The 11504-nt window shown below is 62.4% G+C and carries 15 protein-coding genes and 1 other RNA gene; 5 read left to right on the top strand and 11 right to left on the bottom strand.

The genetic code is table 11. The annotated features are described in order from the left end of the window. Positions 1-169: 169 nt before the first annotated feature. The 9 genes from JQK88_RS31550 to ssrS all read right to left on the bottom strand — a co-directional run bounded on the left by JQK88_RS31550 (position 170) and on the right by ssrS (position 5175). Positions 170-454, bottom strand: a complete 285-nt coding sequence (locus tag JQK88_RS31550) for an Rdx family protein (protein ID WP_192252416.1) — start codon at positions 452-454, stop codon at positions 170-172. 13 nt (positions 455-467) lie between these two features. Then, complete coding sequence (locus JQK88_RS31545; protein WP_023668740.1) at positions 468-1217, bottom strand: YebC/PmpR family DNA-binding transcriptional regulator; 750 nt, start codon at positions 1215-1217, stop codon at positions 468-470. Positions 1218-1419: 202 nt separating this feature from the next. Further along, on the bottom strand, positions 1420-2181 hold the full coding sequence (locus JQK88_RS31540; RefSeq protein WP_203280537.1) for a TerC family protein: 762 nt from the start codon (positions 2179-2181) through the stop codon (positions 1420-1422). 70 nt (positions 2182-2251) lie between these two features. Next, a complete protein-coding gene (locus JQK88_RS31535) occupies positions 2252-3076 on the bottom strand; it encodes a TIGR00282 family metallophosphoesterase (RefSeq protein WP_192252422.1) in 825 nt (274 codons plus the stop codon). Continuing rightward, positions 3073-3399, bottom strand: coding sequence for a helix-turn-helix domain-containing protein (locus JQK88_RS31530; RefSeq protein WP_246501588.1), 327 nt, complete (start codon positions 3397-3399; stop codon positions 3073-3075). Before JQK88_RS31530 ends, JQK88_RS31535 begins: the two co-directional genes overlap by 4 nt. After that, on the bottom strand, positions 3386-3658 hold the full coding sequence (locus tag JQK88_RS31525; protein WP_203280536.1) for a BrnT family toxin: 273 nt from the start codon (positions 3656-3658) through the stop codon (positions 3386-3388). Before JQK88_RS31525 ends, JQK88_RS31530 begins: the two co-directional genes overlap by 14 nt. A gap of 82 nt (positions 3659-3740) precedes the next feature. After that, the gene (locus tag JQK88_RS31520) at positions 3741-4265 is read right to left on the bottom strand and encodes a DUF3592 domain-containing protein (RefSeq protein ID WP_203280535.1); all 525 of its coding nucleotides are present in this window, start codon (positions 4263-4265) and stop codon (positions 3741-3743) included. 71 nt (positions 4266-4336) lie between these two features. Next, entirely contained in the window at positions 4337-4921 is a 585-nt protein-coding gene (locus tag JQK88_RS31515) for a 5-formyltetrahydrofolate cyclo-ligase (RefSeq protein ID WP_203280534.1), read from the bottom strand. A 98-nt stretch (positions 4922-5019) separates the two neighbouring features. After that, a non-coding RNA gene (gene ssrS / locus JQK88_RS31510) (6S RNA) lies at positions 5020-5175 on the bottom strand. Positions 5176-5326: 151 nt separating this feature from the next. Between ssrS and JQK88_RS31505 the strand changes: the two genes are divergently transcribed. Next, a complete protein-coding gene (locus JQK88_RS31505; protein WP_203280533.1) occupies positions 5327-6166 on the top strand; it encodes an AAA family ATPase in 840 nt (279 codons plus the stop codon). A 42-nt stretch (positions 6167-6208) separates the two neighbouring features. Here the strand turns inward: JQK88_RS31505 and JQK88_RS31500 are convergent, their stop codons facing one another. Beyond that, on the bottom strand, positions 6209-7753 hold the full coding sequence (locus tag JQK88_RS31500; RefSeq protein WP_246750125.1) for an MFS transporter: 1545 nt from the start codon (positions 7751-7753) through the stop codon (positions 6209-6211). Between the two features lie 145 nt (positions 7754-7898). Here JQK88_RS31500 and JQK88_RS31495 point away from each other — a divergent pair, with 145 nt between their 5' ends. The 4 genes from JQK88_RS31495 (at position 7899) to msrB (ending at position 10972) form a co-directional block, all read left to right on the top strand. Continuing rightward, a complete protein-coding gene (locus JQK88_RS31495; RefSeq protein ID WP_192252441.1) occupies positions 7899-8762 on the top strand; it encodes a LysR family transcriptional regulator in 864 nt (287 codons plus the stop codon). Positions 8763-8819: 57 nt separating this feature from the next. After that, a complete protein-coding gene (locus tag JQK88_RS31490) occupies positions 8820-9266 on the top strand; it encodes a GNAT family N-acetyltransferase (protein ID WP_203280531.1) in 447 nt (148 codons plus the stop codon). A gap of 7 nt (positions 9267-9273) precedes the next feature. After that, positions 9274-10464: a vWA domain-containing protein gene (locus JQK88_RS31485; RefSeq protein WP_203280530.1), complete on the top strand. Its 1191-nt coding sequence runs from the start codon at positions 9274-9276 to the stop codon at positions 10462-10464. A 103-nt stretch (positions 10465-10567) separates the two neighbouring features. Continuing rightward, positions 10568-10972, top strand: a complete 405-nt coding sequence (gene msrB / locus JQK88_RS31480; RefSeq protein ID WP_013529102.1) for a peptide-methionine (R)-S-oxide reductase MsrB — start codon at positions 10568-10570, stop codon at positions 10970-10972. Positions 10973-11036: 64 nt separating this feature from the next. Here the strand turns inward: msrB and JQK88_RS31475 are convergent, their stop codons facing one another. Further along, positions 11037-11375, bottom strand: coding sequence for a hypothetical protein (locus JQK88_RS31475; RefSeq protein ID WP_246501590.1), 339 nt, complete (start codon positions 11373-11375; stop codon positions 11037-11039). Positions 11376-11504 lie beyond the last annotated feature (129 nt).

Below are 11504 nucleotides of genomic sequence, written 5' to 3'. Positions count from 1 at the left end.
CTAGGCCCGCGCTCAGATATCCGCGCGCAAAAGGCCGGACATATGAGCGCAAGCGATCCGATCAAACTATCTCACCAAGCCTTGCAAGCAGGGGGCCGTCCACATATGAGCACCGGAAGCGCAGGTAGCCGTCATTTGCAGGCCGGCCTCACCTGAATGTCGACGCAGATTAGGCCTTGCGGTCGGAATGGCCTAAATCGCGGTCCGGATCGATCACATCGCGAACCAGTTGCTTGAGTTTTGCTGCTTCCGGGAAACCCCCGTCGCGCTTGCGATCCCAGACCAGCTGATCGTTGCAGGAAATGGTGAAGATGCCGCCGGTGCCCGGCACCAGCGTCACTTCGCCCAGATCCGTGCCGAAGGTCGAGAGCAGTTCCTGCGCCATCCAGCCGGCGCGCAACAGCCACTGGCACTGCGTGCAATAGGTGATGCGGATGGTGGGCAGCTGGCTCATTTCCGAGTTTCGATCACGCCGCGCTGAGCTTGGCCATCGTCTCGTCGTCGACCTCGAAATTGGCGTAGACGCTCTGCACGTCGTCATCGTCTTCGAGCGTTGCCACCAGCTTCATCAGCGACTGGGCGCGTTCTTCGTCGACCGGAACATTGTTCTGCGGCTGCCAGATCGGCTTCACCGATTCGGCCTCGCCCAGCGAGGCTTCCAGCGCCTTCGACACTTCGCCCATGCTCTCGAAGGCACAGTAGATGGTATGGCCTTCCTCGTCGGACTCGACATCATCGGCGCCGGCCTCGATCGCCGCGTCCATCACCTTGTCGGCGCTGCCGGCGGAGGCCGGATAGTAGATCTCGCCGGCGCGGTTCCACATGAACGACACCGAGCCGGTTTCGCCGAGCGCACCGCCGGCCTTGGTGAAGGCGGCGCGTACGTTCGAGGCCGAACGGTTGCGGTTGTCGGTCAGCGCCTCGACGATCAGCGCCACGCCGCCCGGCCCGTAGCCTTCGTAGCGCACCGCTTCGTAATTCTCGGCATCGCCCATCGACGCCTTGTTGATGGCGCGCTGGATGTTGTCCTTCGGCATAGACACCGCCTTGGCGTTCTGGATGGCCAGGCGCAGGCGCGGGTTCATCGACGGATCCGGCGTCCCGCTCTTGGCGGCGACGGTGATTTCGCGCGCCAGCTTGGAAAACATTTTCGACCGCACCGCGTCCTGGCGGCCCTTGCGGTGCATGATGTTCTTGAACTGTGAATGGCCAGCCATGGCACCCCTGTCGTCTTCGGCTAGAGCATCGCGAAGCGAGGCGACGATACCCGGCCTTCCCGCAAATGCTCGAATTTAAATTTCAGAACGTCTCTCGCATGCCTGCGAAGGCTTACGGCGTTCTCTGTCGGAATGGCCGGCTTATAGATAAATCGGCTCAATTCGTCCAGACACGGCGTTCACAGCGCCCCGGCGAGCAGCTTCAATGCCCACCACCGGATTTCCTGCGCCGCCGCGCCAGCATGTTGAGTCCTTCGACCAAGGCCGAGAAACCCATGGCGGCGTAGATGTAGCCCTTGGGCACATGGTAGCCCATGCCGTCGGCAATCAGCGTCATGCCGATCATCAGCAGGAAGCCCAGGGCCAGCATGACGATGCTCGGATTCTTGGCGATGAAATTGGCCAGCGGCCCGGCCGCCAGCATCATCACGCTCACCGCCACAATGACCGCGATATACATGATGGCGATCTCGTCGGTCATGCCGACGGCAGTGATGATCGAATCGATCGAGAAGACGAGGTCGAGCAGCAGGATCTGGAAGATGGCGCCGGCAAGCGAGATCTGCAGTGTCTCGCCCATCATCGTGTCCTTGTGGTCTTCCGGGTCGACCGTGTGATGAATTTCCTTGGTCGCCTTCCACACCAGGAACAGGCCGCCGGCAATCAGGATCAGGTCGCGCCAGGAAAAGCCGTGGCCGAAGGCGGTGAACACCGGCGTCGTCAGCTGGACGATGATCGAGATGGTGGCAAGCAGCACCAGCCGCATGATCAGCGCCGCCGAGATGCCGAGACGGCGGGCGCGTGCGCGCTGCGCTTCCGGCAATTTGTTGGTCAGGATCGAGATGAAGATCAGATTGTCGATGCCGAGCACGACCTCGAGCACAATCAGCGTCAGCAACGCGACCCAGGCGGTGGGGTCAGAGACAAATTGAAAATGCGGCGCCAGGAATTCAACGAGCTGCATGGAGGTCGTCCCCTCTACGATCTAGAGCAGTTTCGTCGCCAGTTAGGTACTATATTCCAGCATATCAATGTCACGACCAGAAGGATGGTGCGGTTTCTTCAAGCCGCGGCCCGCGACGAAACGGCGCGATCTTCTCGGTCAGCCCGGTGCGGTCGGAAATAGTGACGCCGATGCCACACAATGTCGCCGGTCCGGTCGCCGCCTCGAAGCGGCCTTTCGGCACTTTCGACAGGAACCGGTTGAGCGGTTCTTCCTTGTCCATGCCGAGCGAGGAATCATAGTCGCCGCACATGCCGGCGTCGGACATGTAGCCCGTGCCGCCATTGAGGATCTGGTGATCGGCGGTCGGCTGGTGCGTGTGGGTGCCGACGACGAGACTGGCGCGGCCGTCGACGAAATGCGCGAAGCACATTTTCTCCGAAGTCGCCTCGGCGTGAAAGTCGATGACCACGGCATCGGCCTGCTCGCCCAGCGGACAGGCGGCCAGCTCGCGTTCACCGGCCTGGAACGGATCGTCGAGTTCGGGATGCATGAACACCCGGCCCATAATGTTGGCGACCAGCACGCGTGCGCCGTTTTTGGCGATGTAGACGCCGGAGCCGCGCCCCGGCGTGCCCTTGGGAAAATTGGAGGGACGCAGGAAACGTTCCTCGCGCGGCGCGAAGATCAGCGCGTCGCGCTGGTCCCAGACATGGTTGCCGGTGGTGACGACATCAGCGCCGGCCGCAATGGTGTCGCGAAAAATATCTTCGGTGATGCCGAAACCGCCGGCGGCATTCTCACCATTGACGATGACGAAATCGAGTTTGAAATCGGAGATCAGGCCGGGCAGCTGTTCCCACACCGCCGTACGTCCCGATCTGCCTACCATGTCGCCGAGGAAGAGAAGTCTCATGCGGCGCTGCGCGTGCCGAGCGCCCGCGACACCGTTTCCGGTTCCTTGGCGATAACCCTGAGATAGGCCTGCGCTGCCTGGTCCGGCTCGGTTCTGCCTTGCTCCCAGTCGCGAAGCGTCCCGAGCGGAATGAGGTAGCGGATCGAAAACTCTTCCTGCGTAAGATGCAGAGCGCGACGGATGACTTTGACGCGCGCAACAGGCGTCAGCCGGTCCACGCTCGCGGGAGGATTGTCTGCATCAGCCAACGCGCCCGCCTCGGCCGCAGCATCGCTCATGGCGCGCAGCCGATCCCAGTCGGTTTCAGATTCATGCTTCGTCATACGCTTTCTGCTCATGGCGTGTCGCCTTCCTGGCGGAGATCAGTCTTATTCGGTCGCCACGCTCGATGTAAACCACTGTCAGCACTACGCCATTGACGATACCTATGCTGACGAACCGTTCTTCCTCATAAACCATGGAGCGGTCGATGTAGTGCAGCGCGTGAATGTCATCGAAGAGGCGGCAAGCATCGGAGAATGCCACACCATGCTTGGCAACATTACCGGCTGCTTTCCCATCGTCCCATTCGAATTCAAGCATGCAGACCTACTGGAATCCAGTAGTATCGGCCGGATGGTCACGCGCGTCAAGCGATGACACGGTGCAACACGCCGTTCTGGTCCTAACGCCGACCGAAAGTGCCACGCTGCGGTTGCGGCTGTCCCGCGCTTGCGACGCGGCCGGCCGAAGACATCGGCGGCGGCGCGTTGCGTCCGCGCAGCCAGAAGAACCAGACGTAGAAAGCGGTGAACCCGCCCGTAACGGCAAAGAGCAGCAACCCGCCGCCCCAGCCCTTCATTGCGGCGGTATCGAGGGACGATGGGTCGGCAGGGTCGTAGTACAGTTCCACCCGGTCGCCTTTGGACGCCGTGTATAGACCGATGAGCTTTCCCTTGCCTGACCAGATCATCGGCGCATCGTTGGCGACATAGGCGATGGCGACATTGATGCCTTTCGTGGCCAGGCCGTTTTTGTGGGTTTCGGTATAGGGACTGACATCCATTACGGTGGCAACCGTCTGATGCCAGGCGAACTGGTGATGCAGGCTGGTTCCGACAATGTGCAAGCCCATCGCGAACAGCGTCACCGCGATGAGGACGAACGGCATCAGCAGGTAGCGTGCTAAGACAAACATGACGACCGCCATCGGCTCGGGTCGTATTGAGCAAAAAACTACCCCGGCATGTCTTGGAAACGCGTTAAGCGGATCGCGACTTTTTAAGCGATATCGAAGCGGCGCAAGCCGCTCTCGGTGAGTATTTCCGGAATGACGACGTCATGTGGCTCGTCGGGAACCCGCGCTACCTCCTGGCAGTCGAAGGCGATGCCGATCAATCGGGGTTGGCGCCCCATGGCGTGCAGGCGCGCGATCGCCCGGTCATAGTGGCCGGCGCCGTAGCCAAGGCGATGGCCGCGCGCATCGAAAGCAGCGAGCGGCACCAACATCACCGCGGGATCGAGAACCTCGGCTTCCTCATGCGGACCGACCGTGCCAAAACCCATCTCGACCATCGGCGCGCCCCGCACCAGTTCGCGAAAGACGATGGTGGTCTTGTCGAGAATGGCCGGCAGGCAAAGCCTTGCCCCTTGCTCGCGCAAAGCGAACATCAGCGGCCGCACGTCGACCTCCGAGCGCATCGGCCAGAAGCCGGAGACGATCTGGCCCGGCTCGACCGCGAGGTGATCGCGCGACGTCTCGGCCATTTCCAGCGCGGCCTCCACCCGCCAGAACGCATCGAGCGCATCGCGGCGGCCGAGTGCTTCCTTGCGGAGATGTTTCTTGAGTTCTTTCGGAGAGGTCATGAAGCCAAGGTAGAAAAGGTCGGATTTGAGCGGAGTGTCAGGAGCAACGTTTTCTACCGCACGATCCACCGAAATGTCAGTGGATGCTTGGCCTTGAGTGACGATCCACACAACCGGTGGAGAGAGCGATCCCGGGAACCTACAAAGTAGGTGGGCGCCGTATGAGAAAACCCACGGGTCTTCCCAGGGACAGCTCCCTAAGGATCGTTAAGGCCCCGGGGAAAATGTTCTCCTGCCGGGAAGCACAGACCGTCGCCCCCAATATAGGCCGCTGGTCGGTCCAGCGCCAGTGACACGAGCCGATGTTTCCATTTCGGATGCACGCCCTTTTTCGTCGCGACCGGCTCGCCCTTGCACAGGCCGGGCGGCGTCCTTACGGTCGCGATGACCAACCGAGGAGCAAGCATGCGTTTTGAAGGCACGGCGGCCTATGTCGCCGACAAGGATCTGATGGTGGCGGTCAATGCGGCGATCGCGCTGGAGCGGCCCTTGCTGGTCAAGGGCGAGCCCGGTACCGGCAAGACCGAACTTGCCAGGCAAGTGGCGGCGGCACTCGGCCTCGACCTGATCGAATGGCACGTCAAGTCGACGACGCGCGCGCAGCAAGGGCTCTATGAATATGACGCGGTCTCGCGGCTGCGCGACAGCCAGCTCGGCGACGAGCGCTTCAACGACATCAGGAACTACATCAAGCGCGGCAAGCTGTGGGAGGCGTTCGCGGCCGGCAAGAAGGTCGTGCTGCTGATCGACGAGATCGATAAGGCCGACATCGAGTTTCCCAACGATCTGCTGCAGGAACTCGACCGGATGGAGTTCTTCGTCTACGAGACCGGCGAGACCATTCGCGCCGCGGTCCGGCCGATCGTCATCATCACCTCCAACAACGAGAAGGAACTGCCCGACGCCTTCCTGCGCCGCTGCTTCTTCCACTACATCCGCTTTCCCGACGTCGACACGCTGCACAAAATCGTCGATGTCCACTATCCCGGCATCAAGCAGAATCTGGTGCGCGCGGCACTGACCCAGTTCTACGAGATCCGTGACGTGCCAGGGCTGAAGAAGAAGCCGTCGACCTCCGAGGCGCTCGACTGGATCCGCCTGCTGGTCGCCGACGACATCGCACCGGAAGATCTGCGCGCCGATCCCAAGAACGCGCTGCCCAAGCTGCATGGCGCACTGCTGAAGAACGAGCAGGATGTGCATCTGTTCGAACGCCTGGCCTTTATGGCCAGGCGGCAGGGGTAAGGGCGGCGGGGCCGGCTAACAGCTATGAGCGGCTTGGGCCGCTCACTCGGCGGCAGCAAGCCCTCTTTCCTGCGGCGCGGCGCGCTTCGGCCCAAAAATGACGAACCCGATGACCGAAAGAGCTAGAACGCCGAGCCCGCAATAGAGCATGACCCAGCTGAAACCGTTGACCAGAGCGGCGTGCACAATGGCGCCGGACGGATCGAGCGTTGCGAGCTTGGGCGAGACTTGCGTCAAGTCATTGAGATTTCCAGTGGCGATCCTTTCCGCCAGCGCTCGCAACTCGTTCGGCTCCATCGCCGCGCCGAGTGTGGTCCACAGGTAGGAAACGATCCCCTGCGTCAGCAGCAGGCCGAGCACCGCGATGTTGATGGCGAGCGTGATCAGGCGGGCGCTGATGTCGATGCCGGAGGCCATGCCGGCGCGATCCGGCGACACCGCGCCGGTCGTGGTGTTGGTGGTCGGTGAATTGGTGAGACCGATGCCGATGCCGGCGATCAGCGTGCCGGGCAGCATGGCCAGCCAGGTCGCCCCTTCGAGCCCGGAGCCGATCCACATGGCGATGAAGCCGATCCCCAATGTCAAAAGGCCAAGCGGGACGGCGATCCGCGCCTGATAGCGCGCGCGAATGCGCTCGGCGATTGGCGGCATCACCATGAAGGGCAGCGTGTAAACGAGCAGCAAAAGGCCGCTCGTCGTGCTGTCATAGCCGAGCACGCCGGAATAATAGATCGGCAAATAGATGATGAACGGCCAGTAGCTGAAATTCATGCCGATCGCGCCCATGATCGCGCCGGAAAACTGGCGGATGCGGAAGACCGAGAAATCGAACATCGGATAGGCATTGACCCTCTCGGCGACGAGAAAAGCAATGAAGGCCGCCACCGAGGCTGATATCACGCCGATGCGGGCGCTCGCTCCGAGGTCCGCACCTTGCGTGATCAGAGAAGAGAAGCCGAACACTGCAGCTGAAAGCGTCAGCATGCCGGCCCAGTCGAGCGTCTGGGCATTATGATCGCGCGATTGCGTGACACCGGCGCCGATGAAGGCGAGCGCCAGGATCGCCAGCGGCACGTGGATGAGGAACACCCACTGCCAGTTCGACAGTGCCACGATCAGGCCGCCGATGGCGGGACCGAAGCCAAGCCCGATGCCCGCGACGACGCTCCAGGCGACGAAAGCCTTGCCACGTTCACGGCCGTCCTGGAACTGGTGCGACAGGACGGCGACGCTGCAGGTCAGCATCGCGCCGCCGGCAAGACCTTGCAGGAAACGGGCGGCGATCAGCAGCGGCGCACTGGGAGCCAGGCCGCACAGCAGCGAGGCGAGGCCGAAGGCGATGGTGGTGATCACCATCACGCTCTTGCGGCCGAAGCGGTCGGCCAATGTCCCGGTCGCCATCAGCACCGTGGTGCAGGCTATGGTGTAGGCATTCATGATCCACTGCAAATCCCTGAAATCGGCGGCGAGCACGCTTTCCAGTTTCGGCAGGATCACCGGCACGCTGGAGATTTCGAGCCCGAACAGCAGCGACGCCAGGCACACGCCGGTCAGCGCAATGGTGTTTCGTTGAATTGGCAACGGCATATCGATCTCTCCATCGGAACATGGGGCGGCGATGCTCTTCAAACCGCGATCGGCCTGAAATAGAGGAGACTTGACCATGAAAAAAGGCTATGGTTGGCTATATCAGAAATGACAAATTGGCATGCTGCCCGACGGAAGGTTGTAAATGACCAGTCTTGATGTCGATGCCGTCCGCACCTTCGTGATGGTGGCCGACCTGCAGAGCTTCACCCGCGCCGCTGCCGCATTGGGCAGCACCCAGGCCACAATCAGCGTCAAGCTGCGCCGGCTCGAGGAAAAGCTCGGGGCGCGGCTAATCGAACGCACGCCGCGCCGCGTCAGTCTGTCGGCGAAGGGGGCTGTTTTCCTGCCCTCCGCGCGCGACTTCCTGGCCGCGCATGAGCGCGCCATGGCTGAGTTTGCCGAAGCACCTTGCCGGCTCGCGCTCGGCTTTGTCGATCATGTCGCCGGCCCCGAGCTTTCCGTCCTGATTGCCCAGCTCCATGCGCACGATCCCTCGCTCACGCTCAGTTTGAGGATCGACACCAGCACAATTCTGAAGGAGGCGTTCGATCGCGGCGAACTGGATGCGATCATCGTACACCGCGAAGGCGACAGCCGTCCGGGCCGGACCTTGTCGCGCAACCACTATGGCTGGTTCGCGACCCCTTCCTTCGAATGGCAGCGCGGAACGCCGCTGCGCCTGGCGCTTCTAAGCACGATATGCAGCTGCCCGGACCGTGTGCGAGCGGTCGAGACGCTGAACAAGGCAGGCATAGCCTGGGAAGAGGCCTTCGTCGGCGGCGGCGGGGCGGCCGTCAACATTGCTGTATCGGCGGGCTTTGCCATTTCGGCGCTGGCCCACCGGGTCGTTCCTCCCGGCCTGGTCGAGGTTGGCCGCAAGCTTGGCCTGCCGCCGCTTGACCCGTCCGAAGTGGTGCTGCATTCGCACACGCTGGCACCACGAGCGCGCGAGGCCCTGCATGTGCTGGCGACCGCATTTCGCGAGTACAATTCGCCGGTGGTATAGGCGAAGCTGTACCTGATCTGATTCCGCCGGAACGGGTCATGCTTTGGTGGAACCTAAATGACCGAGATCACCGTCCGCCCGCTGGCGCAGGCCGACCATGCCGACTGGCGGCGTCTGTGGACCGCCTACCTCACCTTCTACGAAACCAAGCTGCCTGACGAGGTGTATGACATCACCTGGAAACGGCTGTTCACTGACGGAGAATTCGAGCCGAAGGGTTTTATCGCCACGCTCGACGGCAAGGCGGTCGGCCTGACCCACTATCTCTACCATCGCTCCGGCTGGTCCGAAAAAAACAACTGCTACCTGCAGGACCTGTTCGCCGACCCTGATGTGCGCGGCAAGGGCGTGGGTGCGGCGCTGATCGAAGCGGTAAAGCAGGAGGCCGGCAAGATCGGCGTCAAGAACGTCTACTGGATGACCCACGAAACCAACACCACCGCGCGCAAGCTCTACGACCGCGTTGCCCGGCGGACTGGCTTCATCGAGTACGATCTGCTGTAGATAGCCCATGTTCATCCCCTTCTTCCTCGAACTGAAGGCCGCGCGGGTACCCGTTTCGCTCAGGGAATATCTGTCGCTGCTGGAGGGGCTGGAAGCCGGTCTGGTCGATTATGACGTCGAGGGTTTTTATTACCTCGCCCGCGCCGCTTTGGTGAAGGACGAGCGTCATATCGACCGCTTCGACCAGGTGTTTGCGCATGTCTTCAAGGGCATTGAAGCGCTGGGCGGACCGGATGCGGTCGATGTCGCCAACATCCCCGAGGAGTGGCTGCGCCGACTCGCCGAAAAGCACCTGACCGAGGAAGAGAAAAAACTGGTCGAGGCGCTCGGTGGTTTCGACAAGCTGATGGAGACGCTGAAGCAGCGGCTCGAGGAACAAAGAGGCCGGCACCAGGGCGGATCGAAATGGATCGGCACCGGCGGCACTTCGCCTTTCGGCGCCTATGGCTACAATCCCGAAGGCGTGCGCATCGGCCAGCACGAAAGCCGCAACCGCCGTGCGGTGAAGGTGTGGGACAAGCGCGAGTTCAGGAATTTCGACGACGCCGTCGAGCTCGGCACCCGCAACATCAAGGTGGCGCTGAAGCGGCTGCGCCGCTGGGTGCGCGAGGGCGCGGAGGAAGAGTTCGACCTGCCCGGCACCATCCATGCCACCGCCGAGCACGGCTATCTCGACGTGCAGACGCGCCCCGAACGGCGCAATGCTGTGAAGCTTCTGATGTTCTTCGATGTCGGCGGCTCGATGGACGACCACATCAAAAGCGTCGAGGAGCTGTTTTCGGCCGCCCGCGCCGAGTTCCGCCAGCTCGAATATTTTTACTTCCACAACTGCCTCTATGAGGGCGTGTGGAAGGACAACCGCCGCCGCCATGCCGAGGTGATTTCGACCTTCGACCTGCTTCACAAATACGGCCCGGACTACAAGGTGATCGTCGTCGGCGACGCCTCGATGAGCCCTTACGAGATCGCGCACCCCGGCGGTTCGGTCGAGCACTGGAACCCGGAAGCCGGCGCCGTCTGGCTCGGCCGCCTGCTGCAACAATGGCCGAACGCGGTCTGGCTGAACCCCGAAAACCAGAAGAACTGGGGCTTCACCCACTCGATCGCGATGATCCGCGATATCTTCGGCGGCCGCATGTTCCCGCTGACGCTGGCCGGGCTCGAAGCCGCGACCAAGCAGCTCTCACGCAAGCATTGAGCCCCAAACACGCCTCTGCGCTGGGCAGGCGTGTAACAAATGCTTATGTTGGTGCGAATACCGGCTGCAACCAACAACAAGCCGCCAAGGCTGAGGAGATTGGATGGATACCCACACCTACCCCGTTACCCGCACTGACGCCGAATGGCGTGCCCGGCTGACGCCGGAGCAGTATGCCGTCATGCGCGGCCACGGCACCGAACGGCCCGGAAGCTGCGCCCTGCTCTACGAAAAGCGCGCCGGAACCTTTTCCTGCGTCGGCTGCGACCAGCCGCTGTTCGAATCCAAGCTGAAGTTCGAGAGCGGCACCGGCTGGCCGAGCTTCAACGACCCGGTGCCGGGTTCGGTCGAAAACACCGTCGACCGCAGCTACGGCATGGTCCGCACCGAATGCCACTGCGCCCGCTGCGGCAGCCATCTCGGCCATGTCTTCGAGGACGGCCCGCCGCCGACCGGCCTGCGCTATTGCATCAACGGCGTGGCGCTGAAATTCGAGCCGGCGGCTTAAACCGCAGCGCGGTCATCTTGGAAAGGGCGGCTCCGGCCGCCCTTTTTCATGCCCTGCCGGCGCCTCAAACAACGACCACCAGGATCAACCATAGCGCGGAACCGAGCATCATCAGCGAGGCCTTGGCGCCGCCGGCCTTTTCCGCGATTCGCCAGACGGCCAGGGTCAGGAATATGTTGTAGGGCACCGGCGCGAAATGCACGGCCAGCACCACGGCCAGCGGCAGCTTCAGCCCGAGCAGGACGAGCGCGACCACCGACGACGCGACGTTGATCGCGGTGCCGACAACGACCAGGTCGCGCCAGAACAGACGATCGAGGGACACGGCACCGTGCCAGCGGGAGCGGAAGAAGCCGGCCGCTCCGCCCATCTTGCCGTCTTCGCTTTCCGCGGGTCCTGGCATCGGCTCAACTCTTTCATTCGGAACGATCCCGGGCGCGGCAGGCGCGCATGATGATCGCGTAGAGCATATGGCTTGGCGATCGCCGTCAAACAATCGCGAAATCTTTCCGGATGGCCCCTTGCCGGCATC

The sequence above is a fragment of the Mesorhizobium caraganae genome, assembly GCF_016836705.1.
GTDB classification, from domain to species: Bacteria; Pseudomonadota; Alphaproteobacteria; order Rhizobiales; family Rhizobiaceae; genus Mesorhizobium; species Mesorhizobium caraganae.
Note: the sequence above shows the minus strand (reverse complement) of the source record. Positions and strands in the feature narration are given on the sequence as shown.